This is a genomic window from Microbacterium murale (assembly GCF_014635185.1).
In the GTDB taxonomy this organism is placed as follows: Bacteria; Actinomycetota; Actinomycetes; order Actinomycetales; family Microbacteriaceae; genus Microbacterium; species Microbacterium murale.
Map to the genome: position 1 here is coordinate 1,163,753 of NZ_BMCM01000001.1, position 18,827 is coordinate 1,182,579.

At 65.0% G+C, this 18,827-nt stretch carries 19 protein-coding genes; 11 read left to right on the plus strand and 8 right to left on the minus strand.

Features of this window, described 5'->3' with window-relative positions; all coding sequences use genetic code 11:
• Positions 1–366, minus strand: a complete 366-nt coding sequence (locus tag IEV67_RS05675) for a VOC family protein (protein WP_188435545.1) — start codon at positions 364–366, stop codon at positions 1–3.
• 62 nt (positions 367–428) lie between these two features.
• On the opposite strand from IEV67_RS05675, the gene IEV67_RS05680 reads away from it, so the two are divergent.
• The 10 genes from IEV67_RS05680 to IEV67_RS05725 all read left to right on the plus strand — a co-directional run bounded on the left by IEV67_RS05680 (position 429) and on the right by IEV67_RS05725 (position 9,895).
• Positions 429–875: a MarR family winged helix-turn-helix transcriptional regulator gene (locus IEV67_RS05680; RefSeq protein WP_188435546.1), complete on the plus strand. Its 447-nt coding sequence runs from the start codon at positions 429–431 to the stop codon at positions 873–875.
• On the plus strand, positions 872–1,756 hold the full coding sequence (locus IEV67_RS05685; protein WP_188435547.1) for an alpha/beta hydrolase fold domain-containing protein: 885 nt from the start codon (positions 872–874) through the stop codon (positions 1,754–1,756). The genes IEV67_RS05680 and IEV67_RS05685 overlap by 4 nt, the downstream gene beginning before the upstream one ends.
• 56 nt (positions 1,757–1,812) lie before the next feature.
• Positions 1,813–2,544: a response regulator transcription factor gene (locus IEV67_RS05690; protein WP_306440976.1), complete on the plus strand. Its 732-nt coding sequence runs from the start codon at positions 1,813–1,815 to the stop codon at positions 2,542–2,544.
• The gene (locus IEV67_RS05695; RefSeq protein WP_188435549.1) at positions 2,541–3,977 is read left to right on the plus strand and encodes a sensor histidine kinase; all 1,437 of its coding nucleotides are present in this window, start codon (positions 2,541–2,543) and stop codon (positions 3,975–3,977) included. Before IEV67_RS05690 ends, IEV67_RS05695 begins: the two co-directional genes overlap by 4 nt.
• Positions 3,978–4,064: 87 nt before the next feature.
• Positions 4,065–5,123 carry a phosphodiester glycosidase family protein gene (locus tag IEV67_RS05700; protein WP_188435550.1) on the plus strand — a complete coding sequence of 353 codons (1,059 nt, stop codon included), beginning with the start codon at positions 4,065–4,067 and terminating at the stop codon, positions 5,121–5,123.
• 4 nt (positions 5,124–5,127) lie between these two features.
• Positions 5,128–6,258: a bifunctional glycosyltransferase family 2/GtrA family protein gene (locus IEV67_RS05705; RefSeq protein WP_188435551.1), complete on the plus strand. Its 1,131-nt coding sequence runs from the start codon at positions 5,128–5,130 to the stop codon at positions 6,256–6,258.
• Positions 6,255–6,857 carry a DUF4956 domain-containing protein gene (locus tag IEV67_RS05710; RefSeq protein WP_188435552.1) on the plus strand — a complete coding sequence of 201 codons (603 nt, stop codon included), beginning with the start codon at positions 6,255–6,257 and terminating at the stop codon, positions 6,855–6,857. The genes IEV67_RS05705 and IEV67_RS05710 overlap by 4 nt, the downstream gene beginning before the upstream one ends.
• Positions 6,854–7,696, plus strand: a complete 843-nt coding sequence (locus IEV67_RS05715; RefSeq protein ID WP_188435553.1) for a polyphosphate polymerase domain-containing protein — start codon at positions 6,854–6,856, stop codon at positions 7,694–7,696. The genes IEV67_RS05710 and IEV67_RS05715 overlap by 4 nt, the downstream gene beginning before the upstream one ends.
• Positions 7,678–9,270, plus strand: a complete 1,593-nt coding sequence (locus IEV67_RS05720) for a carbohydrate-binding domain-containing protein (RefSeq protein WP_188435554.1) — start codon at positions 7,678–7,680, stop codon at positions 9,268–9,270. Before IEV67_RS05715 ends, IEV67_RS05720 begins: the two co-directional genes overlap by 19 nt.
• Positions 9,271–9,277: 7 nt before the next feature.
• Positions 9,278–9,895 carry a DUF3500 domain-containing protein gene (locus tag IEV67_RS05725; protein ID WP_188435555.1) on the plus strand — a complete coding sequence of 206 codons (618 nt, stop codon included), beginning with the start codon at positions 9,278–9,280 and terminating at the stop codon, positions 9,893–9,895.
• 229 nt (positions 9,896–10,124) lie between these two features.
• Here IEV67_RS05725 and IEV67_RS05730 read toward each other — a convergent pair whose 3' ends face one another.
• The 7 genes from IEV67_RS05730 to IEV67_RS05760 all read right to left on the minus strand — a co-directional run bounded on the left by IEV67_RS05730 (position 10,125) and on the right by IEV67_RS05760 (position 17,612).
• Complete coding sequence (locus IEV67_RS05730) at positions 10,125–11,549, minus strand: ThiF family adenylyltransferase (protein WP_229702770.1); 1,425 nt, start codon at positions 11,547–11,549, stop codon at positions 10,125–10,127.
• 20 nt (positions 11,550–11,569) lie between these two features.
• Entirely contained in the window at positions 11,570–11,965 is a 396-nt protein-coding gene (locus tag IEV67_RS05735; RefSeq protein ID WP_188435556.1) for a hypothetical protein, read from the minus strand.
• Entirely contained in the window at positions 11,962–12,639 is a 678-nt protein-coding gene (locus tag IEV67_RS05740) for a multiubiquitin domain-containing protein (RefSeq protein ID WP_229702771.1), read from the minus strand. Before IEV67_RS05740 ends, IEV67_RS05735 begins: the two co-directional genes overlap by 4 nt.
• A 45-nt stretch (positions 12,640–12,684) precedes the next feature.
• Entirely contained in the window at positions 12,685–13,683 is a 999-nt protein-coding gene (locus tag IEV67_RS05745; protein WP_229702773.1) for an ImmA/IrrE family metallo-endopeptidase, read from the minus strand.
• 41 nt (positions 13,684–13,724) lie between these two features.
• Positions 13,725–14,600, minus strand: a complete 876-nt coding sequence (locus tag IEV67_RS05750) for a hypothetical protein (RefSeq protein WP_188435557.1) — start codon at positions 14,598–14,600, stop codon at positions 13,725–13,727.
• A complete protein-coding gene (locus tag IEV67_RS18930) occupies positions 14,590–15,468 on the minus strand; it encodes a hypothetical protein (protein WP_229702774.1) in 879 nt (292 codons plus the stop codon). Before IEV67_RS18930 ends, IEV67_RS05750 begins: the two co-directional genes overlap by 11 nt.
• Positions 15,469–16,055: 587 nt before the next feature.
• Complete coding sequence (locus tag IEV67_RS05760) at positions 16,056–17,612, minus strand: deaminase (protein ID WP_188435558.1); 1,557 nt, start codon at positions 17,610–17,612, stop codon at positions 16,056–16,058.
• Between the two features lie 471 nt (positions 17,613–18,083).
• Here IEV67_RS05760 and IEV67_RS05765 point away from each other — a divergent pair, with 471 nt between their 5' ends.
• The gene (locus IEV67_RS05765; protein ID WP_188435559.1) at positions 18,084–18,728 is read left to right on the plus strand and encodes a LysE family translocator; all 645 of its coding nucleotides are present in this window, start codon (positions 18,084–18,086) and stop codon (positions 18,726–18,728) included.
• Positions 18,729–18,827: the final 99 nt, after the last annotated feature.

The window sequence follows — 18,827 nt, forward strand, 5'->3', positions numbered from 1 at the left end:
TCACGCCTTGTCGTGAACCGTGACGCGGTATCCGTCGGGATCTGCGAAGGTGAAGGTCCGACCGAACGGGCCGTCGATCGGTGCCGCGGTGATGGTCACGTCGGCCGCTGCCAGCGCATCGTGAAGTTGCTGCGCGTCGGTCGAGTGCATCCACAGTGCGATTCCGGCGCCAGGTTGCGTGAGTGACGACAGGTCGACGTCCGGGGTCACCTCGCGCACCGCGAAGGCGATCGGCTGGGTGGCGAACACCACGGCGTGCGGCGGGCCGGGCTGTCTCGAGAGTCCGAGGTGCTGTTCGTAGAACGCGGCGGAGCGCTCGAGGTCGCTGACCTGAAGTGAGATGAAGTCGGGGCCCGTGATGGGCATGATGTCTCCTGTCGATTGATGTCAGTTTTCTGACATTCAGAATGCTATGTCAGACTACTGACATGAGTCAACCCGCCATCCAGCTGGACAGCTCGTTGGGTTACCTCCTCAAAGAGGCATCCAGCGCGCTTCGCCTCGCCATGGAAGAGGTCCTTCGGCCGCTCGACATGACGATCTCTCATTACTCCTGTCTCGAGCTGCTCGCGCAGCGCCCCGGGCTGTCGAACTCCGAGCTCGCGCGCGGAACCTTCGTGACGCGCCAGTCGATGAACGTGCTGCTCCAGCGGCTCGAGAAGGAGGGCGTCGTCTCCCGGCCGGCGAGTGCGTCATCGGGGCGGACGCTTCCGACTGAACTCACGGCTCGAGGTCGGGAGCAGCTCGCCAGCGCGAGCGCCGCGGTCAAGCAGGTCGAGGATGCGATGCTGAGCGGCCTCACGAAGGATGCGCAGGGGGAGTTGCGCGCGCATCTGAGGAGCTGCGTCGAGGCTCTGGAGACAGCTAGAGCATGATCGTCCCCGAGGCTTTGGTCCCGCCATTCTTGCGGGCGACGCGCGCGAACGCGCCGTTCCTCAGCGTCGACTCTGCGCGGCGCGCGGTCCGCGACGCGGAGCTGCGTCCGCAACCGTACGGACCGCCGCCCCGACTACGATCAGACCTCCGCGTCGGTGTCGCCCATATCGACAAGGTTCCGGTCTACACGGTGGCTCCCGCTCGAGGGGCTACGGACGGAGCGGTCATCTACACGCACGGCGGAGGATGGATCCACCAGATCGCGAAGCAGCACTGGGAGTTGATCGCCCAGATCGCCGTCGAGGCGAACGTCACGGTGGTTGTCCCGATCTACAGGCTGCTGCCGTTCGGAGACGCGCAGGGCGCCCACGACCTGGTGATCGGGATCGCCGAGCAGCTCATCGAGCGGCACGGCAGCGTGCGGCTCGCCGGGGACTCGGCGGGTGGGCAGATCACGCTCTCCGTGGCACAGACGCTGCGCGATCGAGGAGTGCCGGCCGTGCGCACGGTACTGATCGCCCCCGGGCTCGACCTGACGTTCTCGAACCCGCTCATCCCCGTGATCCAGCCCACAGACCCGTGGCTGGCTCAAGACGGTGGTCGTGAACTCGGTCGGATCTGGGCCGGCGAGCTCGACGTGAAGGACCCGATCGTGAGTCCGTTGTTCGGCGAGTTCGAAGGGCTCGGGCCGATGCTCGTGTTCAGCGGTACCCGCGACGTGCTCAACCCGGATGCCGGGATCCTCGTCGACCGCGCGCGAGCGGCGGGCGTGGATGTGACGTTCCGCGAGAAGGTCGGCGCCGTCCATGTGTTCCCGCTGCTTCCGACGCGGAGCGGTCGCGCTGCGCGGAGTGAGATCGTGGCGGCGCTGCGCGGCTGACTTGCCATCTTCAGCGCTTGCTGGCGCTCAGTAGGCGAACGCGGGATGCTAGGACGATGGCAGTTCCGCGCGAGAAGGCACCCTTGACCCGACCGGATGGGTCACCGATCCGAGCTTTGGTCGTGGATGACGAGACGAACCTCAGCGATCTCCTTCGCATGGCCCTGACGAACGAGGGATGGGACGCGCGCACGGCATCGAACGGGCAGGAGGCGCTGAACCTCATCCGCGAGTTCGCACCCGACCTGCTGGTGCTCGACATCATGATGCCCGGGCTCGACGGTATGGAGGTGCTGAAGCGCGTGCGCGCGGGCGGCAACGACGTGCCCGTGCTGTTCCTCACCGCGAAGGATGCCGTGCAGGATCGAATCGCCGGGATCAGCGCCGGCGGAGACGACTACCTCACGAAGCCGTTCAACCTCGAAGAGGTCATCGTTCGCCTGCGGGGGATGGCGCGCAGGCACGTGGCCGTCGCGGCCGACAGCGATCCACGATTGCAGGTCGGTGATCTGACCTTGGACGAGGAGACCTACGAGGTAGAACGGGCCGGGCAGCTGATCAAACTCACTGCAAAAGAGTTCGAGTTGCTGCGGTATCTGATGCAGAACCCGCGGCGCGTGCTCAGCAAAGCGCAGATCCTGGACCAGGTGTGGAGCTACGACTTCGGCGGCACCTCGAGCGTTGTGGAGATCTACATCTCATACCTCCGCAAGAAGATCGACAGCATCGGCGAACCGCTCATCCACACGGTGCGGGGAGTCGGATACACGATCAAGCCCGGTCGATGACCGGGCGACGCTGGACGCTGCGCCGCAAACTCGTCATCACTGTTGCCGCTCTCGTCGCCACAGGACTCCTCGTGACCAGCCTCGCCACTATCCTGTCGCTGCGCTCCTTCGTGTACGAGCGGCTGGATCGTCAGGTGTTGGAGGGGCTCGACTTCGCCACTGGCCCCGGTGCGGGCGGCGGCTCCCAAGGCGACCCGGGTGATCAGGACGGCTCGGGCCCTGCGCCCCGCGTCGGGACTCTCCAGGTCGTTCTCGACGAGGACCAGAAGGTCCTGAGCTCGCTCTTCGTCACCGCGGACGGCACCGAGATCGCGCTGACGGATGCCCAGGCAGAGGTGTTCGAGACGACCTCTTTTTCCCCAAGGACCCCGGTGACGGTCGATCTCGGAGGGGAGCTCGGCAGCTTCCGCGTGGCGGGGAAGGAAGACGGCGGCACGACGATGGTCACAGGCAACTCCCTGGGCGACGTCACCGCCACGACCGGTGCGCTGACAGCCATTCTCGTGACCGTGGCCGGCCTGACCCTGCTTGTCGTGATCATCGCGCTCTCATTGATCGTGCGGCGCAATCTGCGCCCGCTCGACCGGGTCGCCGCCGTCGCGCAGCACGTCGCCGGACGCAGGCTCGCCGACGGTGCCGTCGCGATTCCGGAAAGGGTGGGCGACGACGACACGGACGAACACACCGAGGTGGGCCGGGTCGGCAGTTCGCTGAACACGCTTCTCGGGCACATCGAGGCCGCACTCGCCTCAAGGCAGAACAGCGAGGAGAAGCTGCAGCGATTCATCGCGGATGCCAGTCATGAACTCCGCACACCGCTGTCATCCATCCAGGGTTATGCCCAGCTCTCCCTCGGCGAGGGTGCGCCGATGTCTCCGACGCAGCAGCGCTCGTTCGAACGGATCGCTGCGGAATCCGAGCGGATGTCATCGCTCGTGGACGACCTGCTCCTGCTGGCCCGCCTCGACGCTGGTCAGCCGATCAGGCGGGATCCTGTCGATCTCACCCTCCTCGCGATCGATGCCGTCAGCGATGCCCACGCTGCGGACGCGAGCCGCAGATGGCTCCTCGACGTGCCAGAGGATCCGATCTCCGTGGTCGGAGATGAGAACCGGCTTCGGCAGGTTCTGGCCAATCTGCTCCGCAACGCGCGCACCCACACGCCGTCCGGCACCGTCGTCACGACATCACTGCGCATCGGCGACGGGCGCGCCCTGCTCGAGGTGACGGACGACGGGCCGGGGATCGACTCGTTGGTGCAGGATCGACTGTTCGAGCGGTTCGCCCGCGGCGACCAGGCACGAAGCCGAGAGGCGGGCAGCACCGGACTCGGGCTCTCGATCGCGCACGCGATCGTGTCGGCGCATCACGGTGACATCGCCGTCCGCAGCAGACCGGGCGAAACGGCTTTCGCGGTTCGACTCCCGCTCTGATCCCCGGAGCCATCCGCACGCTGGTCTCTTTGGCGGTTCTTAGGTCAGCGCAAAGATCGGCCAAGAAGGCCTCGGTATCCATGAGTCATGGACACTCCGAGCATCCCCGACTCCGACAGATCCCGTGACGCGGCGACGTGGCAGGCGGAGCCGTCGCCCGAAGACCTGCAGCAGCGCAAGACGAAGCGGCGGCGGCTGCGCAACGGCCTGATCGCCGGGGGCCTCGCCGTCGTCCTCAGCGCGGGCGGGACGGCGGCATGGGCTGTCGACCGGTTCCTCATCGAACACGTCGAGATCTCGGACGTCTCCGCGTACGAAGCCGAGAACTCCACGAGCTCGTCGGAGAGCGCGACAGCGACGGAGGATACGACAGGGACCGAAGACACGACGACCGCCGTGACGACCGAGACGTCGTACACCGACGGCGACACGACCGTCACCATCTCTCAGGTCACCACGGGCACGGGCGCGGACACGGTCACGTACTACGTCGCCGATGTCGTCGTCGCGGACGCCACCGAACTGCGCTCGGCCTTCGCGAAGGACCAGTTCGGCGAGAACATCACCGAGCCCACGAGCGAGATCGCGGCCGACAACGACGCGATCTTCGCGATCAACGGCGACTATTACGGGTTCCGCACGACGGGGATCGAGATCCGCAACGGCGTCGTGTACCGCGACGAAGGGGAACGGGAAGGGCTGGCGTTCTACACCGACGGGCACGTCGAGATCTACGACGAGACGGCGACGACCGCGGACGAGCTCCTCGCCGCCGGTGTGTGGAACACCATCTCCTTCGGTCCGGCGATCGTCGCGGACGGCACGGTCATCGACGGTATCGAAGACATCGAGGTCGACACGAACGTAGGCAATCACTCCATTCAGGGCGAGCAGCCGCGCACGGCTGTCGGGATCATCGATGACAACCACTACGTCTTCGTGGTCGTCGACGGGCGCGACGAGGGCTACAGCCGAGGCGTCACGCTCACGGAGCTCGCCGACATCATGACCGGTCTGGGGGCCACGACCGCGTACAACCTCGATGGCGGCGGCTCTTCCACCATGTATTTCAACGGTGCCGTGGTCAATCAGCCGTCCAACGGTGGCGAGCGCGGCACGAGCGACATCCTCTACGTGGCGGGCTGAGACCGTGGTCATCCTCATCCCCTCGTACGAGCCGGGCACCCACCTGGTGCCGCTCGTCCGTCGTCTTCACGCACTCCGCCGGGAGGCGACGGTGGTCATCGTCGACGACGGCAGCGGGCCGGAGTACACCGGGGTATTCGCCGAAGTCGCCACGGCCGGAGCGACAGTTCTCCATCATGCCGAGAACCGTGGGAAGGGCGCAGCTCTGAAGACCGGATTCGCGTTCATCGCCGACCGGTATCCCGACGAGGACATCGTCACGGCGGATGCCGACGGTCAGCACACTCCGGTCGACATTCTCCGTATCGCGGACGAACTGCAATCGGATGCCGACCGCGGCACCGCCGCCCTGGTGCTCGGAGTGCGGGACCTGCGCGGCGACGTGCCGCTGCGCAGCCGATTCGGCAATGCTGTGGCGCGTGGTCTCTTCCGTGCGGCGGCAGGGTGGCGTGCCTCTGACACGCAGACTGGCTTGCGCGGCATCCCGTCATCGATGAGCGAGTGGGCGCGTACGGTGCCCGGCGAGCGATTCGAATACGAGATCGAGATGCTGCTGCGGCTGCGCAAGTCCGGCCTCACCGCACGCGAAGTGTCGATCGAGACCGTGTACCTCGAGCAGAACGCGTCAAGTCACTTCCGGCCGGTCGCGGACTCGTTGCGGGTCACGCTCCCGCTGCTGGCATTCGCCGGCTCGTCGCTGATCGCGTTCCTCGCCGACGCCGCCACGCTGCTGCTGCTCACCGCCTCTCTTCCCGCGGGGGCCGTCTCGCTCGTCGTCGCCATCGTCATCGCGCGGATCGTCAGCGCCTCCCTCAACTTCCTCATCAACCGGCGATTCGTCTTCCAGCGGCGAGGCAGGTCGGATGCTCGGCATCAGGCGGTGCGATACGTGCTTCTTGCCGTACTCCTGCTCGCCTCGAACATCATGTGGATGGAGGCGCTCACGGGCTTCGGGATGCCGCTGATCGCCGCGAAGATCCTCACTGAAGCGATGCTCTTCCTGCTCAGCTACCAGGTCCAGCGACAATTCGTGTTCGAAGACTTCTCTGCGCCCAAGGAACGTCTTAGGAAGCGTGAAGGTGGATCGATTCGTATGGATACAGCAACACCGCACCTCGAGAGGAACCCCCGATGAACTCCACCCTGCTCCTGATCGCCGCCGACCTGGCCGCCGCGATCATCCTGAGCCTCGCCATCTACTACCGTCGCCACCGGCGTCGTGACCTGGTGGTCGCCTTCCTCGGAGTGAACATCGGCGTCCTCGCCGTCACCACGGTCCTCGGGGCGACTGAGGTCGCCGCCGGACTCGGCCTCGGCCTCTTCGGCGTGCTCTCGATCATCCGGTTGCGCTCGTCCGAGATCTCCCAGCGCGAGGTCGCGTACTACTTCGCCGCCCTTGCCATCGGCCTCGTGGCCGGGCTCCCCTCCACGGATCCCTGGATCCCGGTCGCGCTGATGGCACTGATCCTCGTGGTGCTGTGGGCGGCCGACCACCCGGCGCTCCTCGGCCGCTCCCGCCACCAGATCATCCACGTCGATCGTGCGATCGCCGACGAGGCGCAGCTCCGGGCCGAGCTGGAGAGCAGACTCGGCGCCACCGTCACCTCGCTCACCGTGCAGCACCTCGACCTCGTCGACGACACCACGCTCGTGGACGTGCGCTACCGCCTCCCCAGGATCCCGGTCGCGGTGGGGACCGCCTCGGAAGCACCCTCTCTGGGCGGTGTCCGATGACCGCTCTGATCTCCTACGACCGGTTCGCGGCGATCAGTCTTGATCAGCTCATCGCCGAGGCGGCACTCCAGACACGGGTCGATCGCAAGTACGTCCTTCCGCAGGATGCCGCCGCCCGCGTGGTCGATGCGTTCGACGCCGACATCCGTATCCTCGACACCGAGGGGACTCGTGCGTTCCGCTACGAATCCGTGTACTTCGACACCCCTGACCTGCTGAGCTTCCGGCTGGCCGCTCAGCCGCGCCGGCGCCGGTTCAAGATCCGCAGCCGCACATATGTGGAATCGCGGACCGCCTTCCTCGAGTTGAAGACCCGCGGCGCGCGAAGTGCGACGGTGAAGGATCGTATCGGGTACCGGGTGTCCGATCGGCGCATCCTCACGGATGAGGCGCGCGGCTACGCCGCTGAGAGCCTCGACGCCATCGGCATCGACGGAGCCCGCGCCAATGACCTGCGGATGCGGCTCACCACCCACTATCGACGGGCGACGTTCGTCTCGCGCGATGGGGCGGCGCGCTCCACCGTCGACACGGAACTCGAATGGCGGGACGTGTCGGGCACGACTCTCGCCACCCCTGGCCTCACCATCATCGAGACGAAGTCCGGCTCGGCCGCATCCGATTTCGATCGAGCTCTCTGGCGAGCGGGCCACCGCCCGGTGAGCATCAGCAAGTACGCCACCGGCCTGGCCGCTCTCCACCCCGAACTCCCGCGCAACCGCTGGTCGCGACTGCTGCGCGGCACCTTCGCTGGAGCGACGCTCCGCATGAGCGAGACCGACCCCCAAACATCCGAGATCACCCCCACAGAGGAGACACCATGCGCAAACGCCGCCTGATCCTGCCCGCCATCCCCCTCGGGATCGCTGCGATCGTCCTCGCCGGCTGCGCGGTCACCGCGACGCCGGCTGCGACGACCGGCGACACGACCGCGACCAGTGACACGGCCACGACCGAAACCTCGGCCTCGACGTCAGTCGGCGCCAGCGCCGAGGCCATCCTGGCTGCGAACGAGAATGCCACCGTCGTCCGCGACGACGAATGGTCGGACGCCGATGCCGTCGACATCGAGCTCACCGGCGACGGGGCGGAAACGACCGCATCCGGCGTCGCCGTCGAGGGGACGACCGTGACCATCAGCGAAGCCGGGGTGTATCGACTCGCGGGTTCGCTGGAGGGCTCGGTGGTCGTGTCGGCGCCCGACGACGCCCAGGTCGTCCTGATCCTCGACGGTGTCGACATCTCGAACTCAGACGGTCCGGCGGTGAACGTGATCACTGCCGACGATGTCGCCATCTCTCTCGCCGAGGGCACCACGAACACGCTGGCGGACGCCTCCGCCTACGCGGACGACGCCGATGCCAACGCCGCCCTCTACAGCTCGGCCGACCTCACCATCACCGGAACGGGAACGCTGACCGTCGAGGGCAATGGAAACGACGGCATCACCAGCACTGACGACCTCGCGATCCTGTCCGGCACGATCTCCGTCAGCGCCGTCGACGACGCACTGCGCGGCAAGGACTCGCTGTCGATCGAGGGAGGCACGATCACCCTCGACGCCGGCGGAGACGCGCTCAAGAGCGACAACGACGAAGAGGAGACCCGTGGCTACATCCTGATCGAAGGCGGCACCGTGGATGCCACGGCCACCGACGACGGGCTGGACGCCACGACCGACATCGTCGTCACGGGAGGAGCGCTGGGCGTCGCAGCGGAAGGCGACGGCCTCCACGCCGACGCCTCCCTCGCCATCTCCGGCGGCGCCGTCGTCGTCTCCGAGTCATATGAGGCACTCGAGGGCGTCGACATCTTCATCGAAGGAGGCGAGATCGACCTGACGGCATCCGACGATGGCATCAACGCGGCAGGTGGCACGGAGACGGCCGCCGGTGGCGGTATGGCTGACACGGGGCAGACGCTCACCATCAGCGGCGGGACGCTCGTCGTCGACGCGGGCGGCGATGGACTGGACTCCAACGGATCGCTGACAATCACCGGTGGCACCACCACCGTCTTCGGCCCGACCGAGAGCGATAACGGTGCCCTCGACGCCAACGGCGCGTTCACCGTGAGTGGTGGAACACTCCTCGCGGTCGGCAGCTCCGGCATGGCCGTGTCGCCCGGTGCCGACTCGGCGCAGGCGTGGCTCGCCGCACTCGCGAGCGGCAGCGAAGGCGACAGCGTCGAACTGGTCGACTCCTCGGGCGCAACGGTGGCCTCGTTCACTGCGGAGAAGACGTTCCAATCCGTCGTCTTCTCGTCCGCCGAGATCGTAGACGGCGCCGCATATACGGTGACCGTCAACGGCGAGACAGCCGCCACCGTCACCGAGGGCATCGCTACCGAGGGCGGCATGGGCGGTCCCGGCGGCGGCACGGGCGAAGGCCCCGGCGGCGGCCAGCGCCCCTGACCTCGACGTGGTCGCTGGCCCGAGACGGGGTGAGGGCTCACCCGAAGAGCGCTCACCTCAGGCGTCCCACACGGACGCCAAGCCTGGCGCCAGTGCGGCCTACGCGACCGTGGTCGGCATCCTCGAGGGCGACGAATACCTCCTGGAGAACGGCAACACCACGAGCCCGCTCGGCCAGTACTACATCGCGTTCTTCGGCGACCCGTCCGACACGAGCGCGTACGAAGTGCAGTTCGGGGGACACCACCCCGGCGTCCAGCCCGCTGTATACACAAACGAGGACGGCGAGGAAGTGCAACCGTTCGCCGGGATCTACACCGACGCGTTCGCATTCTTCGACAGCCTTACCGCCGAGCAGCAGACCACCCTCATTTCAGGAGATGTGACCATGTGCGCGCCCGGCGACACCTGTGACTTCGAGACCGGCGCGGGCCTGACCGGAGCTGACCTCACTGACGAGCAGAAGCAGCTGCTCCTCGCACTCATCGCCAACCGGGTGGGGATGGCCGACGAACAGGCCACATCGCGTTCCAGGCGCAGGATGGCGCCTGGTTGTGTCATCCGAACGTGTTCTCGACACGAAAAATGTCGGAATCGGACTGAGGTGACACCGAATGTCACCTGATGGGGGTCGTGTGGCACTCCGTAACCCTTCTTTGTCGTGACACTTTCGGGACGACGGCTCCGGCTACTCCCGCGCTCGTGACGACACCGGCGCCGACGCCAATGTGACAGCTCCGTTCCTCGCCTGCGGGCCGCAATCCGCACTAGACCGGGATCCGAGGTCAGGCGTTGCGGTGAAGAAAGGGTCGTCCCGATAGTGAACGTTAGCCACTCCTAGTTCGGCTGCGTCCTCAACGAACCGTTGCTCCGGCTGGGTGCAGAAGAACGGGCAGCGTGGCTCCGTCGCCTTTCGCGAACCTGCTCGGCCCGCACTGCAAGCAGCCTGGCTTCTGCGTAGGTTCGACCTCGACAGGTTCGTCCACCAACGGGTGATACATGGCCCATCGGTCGCGAGTGACATCAGCCTCGACGAGACCTCCGACAGCCATCAGCCAGTCATCCACGGCGCGCGATGCGGCGACGGCGTTCAGGGTGATGACGCTCGGCGCGTGCACAGCGTCGTCCTCGACGTACCGCTGCCGCCTGCGCTGTTCAGGGCTGGTGGCTTCTTCCGTGAGTTTCCAAGCCGGGATCAACCCGTTGCACTGCAGGCATCCGCTGCCCGGCGAGCTCATGCGCGATACCGAGAAGATGTCGGTGACCTCGCCGTTCTTCACGCTCACCTTCGAACCGACCTGCGTGTGCGGCACGAGGTACTGGTGTGTGATGGAGTTCACCAGCCGGCGCACGAGCGCTGAGTCGGCTGCGAGGAAGATGTGGTCGCAGTCCGTGAGCATCGCGGCGACGTCTGAATCGAGCACCGAACGAGGCACTGCCGTGATGCGAACGGTCGGCGATGCTTCCCGGGCCACCCGCGCGGCGATTCGCACTTTGAAGAATGCGATGCGGTCGCCAATCGTTCGAAGGAAGGCGGGCCTGCGCGGGTCGCGCAGCCAGGTCATCGCGTCGCTCCTTCTCGCCCCGACGACCCGGGGAAGGTTCGTCGGATCAATGCGGTCCGGATCGATGAGGATGAGTTCCCCGACCCCCAGCCGTGCCAGGTACTCGGAGATCAGGGACCCGGCACCTCCCAGTCCGACGACCGCGACCTTCGAACCGGCGAGCACGGCCTGACCGCGGTCCCCGAAGATGCGCGTCTGGCGGTCATAGCCCGGATCGGCGATGGCCGCCGTGAGCGGGTTGGGGGTGAGTGTCATCTGAGGGCGGCCCGCCACTCGCAGGTGGGTGATCTCCGCGCGCTCACCTCCACCGAGCCAGATGTCGCCGGCGACCGCTCCCGTCGCGAACACCAATGCGCCGACGGGGACGCCGTCATTGATGTCGAGCAGCGCGGGGTACCCTCGCTCGTGCGACGCCATGTCCGTCGTCGAGAAGCCGACGTTGGCGTGCCCGCCGTGGTTGTGCACGGCAAGGTACGCGAGATCCTCGTCGGCGCAGACGTCGATGTTGTCTGCGACGAAGGATGCGGTCAGCTTCCGGTATCCGCGGTCTCCTGCGACGTAGTCGACGCCGTTCTCGGCCAGCACGACGTCACGAACGAGTAGACGGTTGCCGCGAGGGCTACGAGCGATGCCGCAGCGAAGAACCGCTCCGTGCTCATCGCGGTCCCCGGGAAACAGGTGGACACGGAGATCGTCCCACTGTTCCCCGGTCATAACTACTGACCACGGACCGCTCATCGCTCCTCCAGCCAGCGGAGAACTTTCAGTGCCTTCGACGCCGCCGTGTCCACGGACGGGTCTAGGTTGTTGCTGCGCCGGGACAGCTGCATTGCCTGCGTGTTTTGCGGCCCGTACGACGTGATGGCGAACCCCTCCCGATGTGCGTTGCCGTCTACTCGCTGCAGGTCCGGCCTGATGAAGTGCGGGTAGACATCTGCTTCAGGGTAGGGATGCGTGATCTGGAACGCCATCCATGACGTCGGTGTGACGAATGCGGGACCCATCGGAACCTGGTCGATGGTTACCCAGGCACCGCCCTGACCGTCAGAGACGTGCGAGATGTCTGCTTCAGGAAAAGTCTCGCGGAGCTCGTCGATAGCGTTCAGGATCGCTTCGCTCGGGGCGCTCACGAGTTATCGTCTCCGTTGACCGCGCGGAACTCGTCGTCACGGTGGACACGGATCTGCTCGTCATCGCCGACCGGCATGAAGTTCTTAGCCTTCTTGCGCAGAAGCAGGAAGTCGGCGCTGATGGCCACGCCCTGGGCGATGGCAGCGTCCTTAATCTGCTGACCAGCGTGGAGGCGCCCACTGAGGGTCACCGGCTTGCGGTTGACGATGATGCGAACCGTCACCGGTCGACTGAAGAAGCGGTCTTCGTCAGCGATGGTGACCACTTCCCCGTCCCGGATGGGGTCGTCGAGGTCGTCCTGCACGTCCTTCCATACCCCGTGGCTCTCGGGGATGGGCGGCTGGGGCAGCGCGCGCAGCTGGTCCTCGGTGATGCTGGTGGATCGAATCTGGTAGGGGACCTTGTCGATGTAGATGATGAGCGCACGGTCGGTAAAGAAACGCACACCGTCCTTGAGCGCGATGGTCTCGGCGTCACCGACCAGGTGATCCTGAGCGTCGGGGACGTCAAGCCAGATCGTCTCGGCGACCGGGTCGAGAAGCGCGCGGAGCTGAGCGCCGGTGAGACGTCGCTTCGGCGCCTCGTACGGGCGGCTATCGATGATGATGCGGATAGAATCTGAAGATGCCACGATGGGCTCCGTTCTCTTGGTGGTGGTGAGGTTTGTCCCCACTCAAGAGACCCAGACGGGACAGCTCCCGATCTGTCTAAGACTCGTCTACTCGCACTCCTTGCACACCGCTGAACCATCGCTGAACTGGCTGGTGTGCTTCACGAAGGTGCACGAGTCGCACATCTTCTCGAACAGCGTGGGAGCGGTACACCCGCAGTGATCGGCCGGGCACTTGGGCTTGCTGCAGGTGAGGCAGTGACGATGTACCTCGAAGTTCTTGCCGCATATGTCGCAGGTAGCCCAGCGGCTCGTACGGCGCAGCGCCGTGTTCTCCCTGGGCGGCGAGTAGCTCCGCCACGGCGCCGACTCTTCGACCATGACGACGAACAGTCTGTCTCCTGCCCACGCGGCCTGACCATAGAGCTCATTCGTCGAGTGACCTGACGAGTACCAGATCCGCGCGTCGTCCCGCGACCACACACGGTTTGGGTCGGGATCTTCAAGCGCGGCTCGAATGAGCGGGTTCTCGCTCTGGTCACTCAAACGTGCAGGCGCGTAAATAGACCCTCGGGCGGCGGCGAAGGTCACGATGCCGACATCGTTGACGACAGCTACTGCCCCGGCGCCGCGCAACCGGCCCGCCATGCGGACGCTGATTGCAGCACGGGACGCGTTGGATGTGCCGAACAGATCAACCGCCGTCTGGGCGCTCGGGCCTCCGAAAGGAATGCTCGCTTCATCCACCATGTCGTCAGGCAGGAGAATGTTCGCGGCGAACACATCGCACGCGGCGTCCTCGAAGCCTGATCTGTCCTGTTGCCGCAGGACAGCCTTTCCCAGGCTCACGGTGGTGCGTTGTAGATGATGCCCGAGTTCGTGCAGGACGGTGAACTGTTGCCGACGTCTCGACATCGACTCGGTGACGATGAGCGTCGGCGGTGAGTGCCGGTATCCTCCTGCGACAGAGCACCCGAGCTGTGAGTCGCTGGGAACGAATTCAGGTACGCGGAGTACCTCCAAGTCATCACGGCGCTCGAGGACGTCGAAGGCGTCAAGTGTCAGCGCCTCAGTCGAACCACCTGCCGCCGCCCATGCGGCCCTCATGGCGTCCGCCTGAGTTTGTGCGTCAGGAAAGAAGCGCGGCATCAATCGCTCTCCGTCGCCATCAACGCTTCGAGCCGCTGTCGCCAGATGTCGCGGCCGGCGCCGGATTGCCGTGCCGCGAGTTGGTAAATGTCGTAGCCGAGCCGCATTCGACCAGCCGCCTCGTCTCCTCCTACCGCACGTCTCTGGATGCCACGCCGCCACCGCGGTTCTTGGAGCTCTCGACAGAGATCTGCTGGCAGCGGCCGCACCGCCTGCATGATGTCAGTCGCAGATACGCCGGTTGTGTCGGCGAGAGTTTCTGCTTCCTCTACTGAAAGGGGCTCTGACCCCATCACGATATCCATTGCTCGTGACTGGTTGACGCCCAGCGCGTCCATAACGATTTCCAGGTCCAAGTCGAGCCGGGCTGAGTTCGTCGTGTTGCGATCCAGTTCGAAGCGCGGGGCGAGTTCCATGGCGTCAACAGCGTCGAAAAGCTGGTCAATGGCTCGGGCCGCACCTGATCCGGCTTCGGGGCTAGATTCATGCGGTTCCGAGAGTGTTCTTCCTGCGGTCTCGACGATGGCAAGCAACGTTGGTCCGAGCGTCTCGAGGAGGTTGTCGAGCGCGGCGAAAGGAATCCAATGCCCTTGCCGCGGCCAGATAGCGAGGGCGCTGGGCAGTGGACTTTCGAGCTCATCTACGATGAGTGATTCGGAGTTGCGTACTCCCGGTTCCACGCTGACTGGGAGGACGTGAGCCAGCGCACTCGCATCGTCAACTTCGTCGACGAGCACGATGGCGTCGGAGTTGGCCCACGTTGCTTGTCGCAGCTGTCCCCGTGCGACCTCGCACGAAAACGTGTGACTGACGAGCTCGGGGACGGCGAACTGAGCCGCGAGTTCGAACCAGCGGTTATTGGCATCAGTTGGCACGTTCATCCTCCCTGTCACTGTGAAGAGACGGGACAGCGCCCGCTTCGTCCAGCACGAGCTCTACGACAGCAGCCATGATCTCACGGGAGTTCGGCTCTGCTCCGGCGAGCTCCTGCAGCCTCTCTCGTAGGCGCGTAGCGGCAGTGTAGGCCGACGAGCGCGAGCACGCGAGAACCTCAGCGAGCCTGTCCATGTCACCTCGATGACAGATGACCGCCTTCTCCTTTTCGGTGAGCATCGGCACTAGGCCTGCCGCGATGCGTTCTGACCGGATTCTCGTCGCGGTCTCGAAGACGGAGTCGTCGCTCTCCCGGGTGTCTTCGATGACCTCCCACTCGGTATTCACAACGGAGAGGGATGCGTCGCGTTGTTGCAAAGCGAGGGGGAACCGGTTCCCGCAGATCACCGTGATTTCCGCGACATGGAGGCGCCCGGCCAGGTCGAGCAGTCGGTGCAGGAGCTCTTCAAGCTCACCTGGCGCACCAAGCACCACCTTGCCGCTGGGTTCGGTGCGTACCGCGACGTGGGTCGCGGCTGCGGCCGCTTCAAGGTCGGACACAGGCACAGACCGCCCTTCATCTTCACCGCCTGTCAGGTACCAATGGTGAAGGGCCGAGGAGGGTGAGAACAGGTCGCTGCGCTCGAGCCGCTTCTCGATCCGATTGCGCAATGCTCCGAAGGGTAGCTTGCGCGCTTCGTCGACCAGCCAGTTCGTCGCCCAGGCATAAGTGATTCGTCGCGCGGCCGCGTCGTCGGACGCTGCGAGCACCGCGGTGACGTAGGACTTGCCCTTCGCGACGAAGAAGCCCTGTACCAGATCGTCAACGCTCTCCCGAGCGCGGATCGTGGCAAACTTCGCGATGAGCAAGGAGAACACGTCCCGCATCAGATCGAGCGCCGCTGGTCCCAGTTGACCGCCGCGCTGACTCGCCTCGTCTCTTATTCGTGTCGTTGACACTTTCCCCCTTCGCGCGTTCACCCAGACGCGCACGGCAGAACCGCAATCACACAGTAGGACGGCAGGGTCCGACATGCCGGTATCTAGCATGGCGCGTTCGAACTGAACCTGAATCCATCGTCCTCGTCATGAACCAACCCCGGGAGGCGCACCTTCCAATCGAAACGGCCTGCGCAAGGCGCATGGTGTCGATGCCTGGCTTGGAGCCTCGGTCTGGTTCGCGGATACGGAACGCGAAAGTTGGTGTTTCAGCGCCGCAGCCAGAGCGCTCTCGAGCGCTCCGCCCGTACTGCACGGAGTTCCAGTCGCTCAAGCAATTGAAGAGAGTTAGCGGCGGACATCTGGCCCTTCCGTCAGATCGCGGTCCCTAACGGAGGACGGTCGACTACCTGGCGGTGTGGCATCGACGACTGCCCGCGAATGACGCAGTGCGTCGCTGAACCAGCTGATCTCACGGATGTCGCTGGCCACTCTGGAGCGTTCTTCAGCGTGACTACTCATGACTCGCCTTCCTTCTTTTCGACCGCACCTTCGGATTCTGCTCTTTCTTCTGGCGCTTCGCTAGCTTCTGTCTCTACTTCAGTCCTACCAAGGACGTCGGACATGACGATTGTGATCGCCGCTTCGCGAGCTGCAGGGTTCGCCAGCGGCTCGGCGTCGGCCAGCGTGAATCTGGACTTCTGCTTGTCGAACTGAGCGAACTTGCCGTCCGCTGCCCGCCGTCTGTCCTGCCCAGAAAAGACACTGTTATAGATACTCCATGACGCGCCTCGGAATGACTCGACCAGAACTTTCGTTTTCGATTCGCCAGGATCGGATGTAACGGAGTCGCCGTACATCTCACCGGCGAGTGACTTTGGGTAGGGATCGACATAAACGACGCGCTTGATACCGCTAGCCACAATGAGTCTCATGCACATGTGGCATGGGTACGCGGTGGTATAGAGGGTTGCCCCATTGACAGCGACACCAAGTCGCGCTGCCTGGGACAGAGCAGACATCTCGGCGTGCACGATCCTTCCGAATTCGATCAAAGAGAGCAACCGCGTTCGTTTGATGGCGGCTTCTGTCGAGTCGAGCACTCTAGTAAGTCGGTCTTCGGTCGCGAGGTGGGCCATCTCCGTCGAGAGAAAACCCCCCGCTTCAAGCGACGTGAGCACCTCCCGGAGTGTTCGTCGCGTCTGGCGCTTATTGAAGTCGTACCCCTCTGCGAAATCGCGCCCATCTTGCGCATCCCCCGCCCAGTACTCGCCTCCGCCATACTTTGGAACTTCATTTGAACCCGTCGTAAGCAACTCACCAGACTCGAGGGCGATGGCAGCGCCCACCTGACGTCCGGGGTCCGCGGATCGAGCCGCAGCCGTGAAGGCATGCGCCATCCCCACCTCGTCCCGACTAGGGGTTCGAAACGGCTCCCCGAAGAGCAGCCCGACCATCCTCGAAGTCTCGGTTGATACGTCGCGATCGAGATCTACGAGATAGTCGGCGCTAGCAAAGACATTGCGACCATGTTGACCGAACTCATTCTCGAGGTCGTTCTCGTCCCTCCGCATCAAGTTCTCGACGGCGGCGGCGTGATTTGTGCCTGCCGGGGATTCGTCCCTGAGCGATGCGACAAGGTTTCGCTGGCGGCGCTGTTGCCCTTGATGAACGCCTATCAGTACGAAGCGGTTCCCGTATGCGTGCCGGAGTAGCGCTACCTCATCTTGATGCTTGAGCGTTCGGAGCAACCATGCGAACCGCCTGTTGGGTTCGTCGGGAAGACGATCTGTCACGATCTTGCCAACGGCGAGAGCCGCGAGGACGTCTCCGCTTCCGGCGCGCTTCCGCAGAGCGTCTCCGGCGTCCATTCGAGCTGTGTAGTAGTCAACCGAGTCCGGGCTACCGGGAGCGACATCGAGCAGCCGGCTTAGCCGAATCTCCTCGCTGTCGTAGCCGTAGATGCGTAGCTCATCCTGGAGCGGGCCGACCAAGACATCTAGGTCGGTACCGATCGGAGCCGCGAATCCTAGAACAATCTCAAAGTCGGCTGTCCCTACGACGTCAATTAGCAAGCTTCCTCCAGCGTTTGATCTCAGTCTGGACCGATCAAGTCAGATGCTCGGCATTCCAGGTTTGCTCCGCGGGCCGTGTCTCGACGCCGATTCCGCGTGAAAACCGGTAACGACATCGTCGGTCCACCGCGGAGCCTCTCCTGTGAGGTGCCGGGCTTAGCGTGTGAGCAGAATCCAGGGTGAAGCTGACGACGGTCTGATTTGGGTTGGTTGGCGGCCATGACCCCTACGGAACAGCGAGGATCATCGTTGAAAACGACGGGCATGCTGCCGACCGACGAGGCGTGAATAGTTTTCGGTAGGGGGTCTCGGCGCATGGATCCTCCGCGCGTTGCGCTCTCCTGAAGGTCGACGTCACCTGGCCCGCAAACGATGGTGGTCGCAACCAGTCAACGCATCACCCAGGGCGGCGAACGCCCCTTGGGATTGCTGTGCCGCGGCGATACGCTGGCTACCGATCGGGAGGTCATGATGGACGCTTCGCTGTTGCTCGGATTCCTCGCGGTCGCTCTGCTCGCCTACGTCTCACCCGGACCCGACTGGTTCGTGGTCCTCCGCTCAGCCGCCCACCCACGCCGCAACGGACTGCTGAGCTCGCTGGGCCTCATCACCGGCCTTGCGGTCCATACAATCGCCGCCAGCATCGGCGTCTCCGCACTCCTGCTAGCAAGCGCGGAAGCATTCACATTCGTGAAGCTCGCCGGCGCCCTCTACCTCGGCTTCCTCGGCATCCGGGCCCTGCAATCCGCCTACCGCACCTGGAAGCACCCGCAGGAAGCCACCGACGAGACTTCGGAGCGTGAAGCGGGACCTGCGACGAAGGTGTGGGCATCGGCCTTCGCAGCGAACGTCCTCAACCCCAAGGCCGCGCTGTTCTTCGTCGCCGTCCTCCCGCAATTCGTTCACGAATCTGCGCCCGTGCTGCCGCAGATCCTGCTGCTCGGCGGCGCCGACATCCTCCTCGGATGCGTCTTCTGGGCAGCCTTCACCCTCACCGTCTCCCACTTCCGGACCCTGCTGCAGCGACGACGCGCACGCATCGCCCTCGATGCCGCCTCAGGCACCGCCCTCGTCGGGCTCGGTGGCGCGCTCGCTCTTACCAGCCGCACCGCGTGACCGACGGACACACCGCACTCGACCCGCCCGCGCCCCTCTTGGCTGGTGCTCGAACGCGGCCGGTGATGCGTTGACTGGTTGAGACCACCATCGTTATCG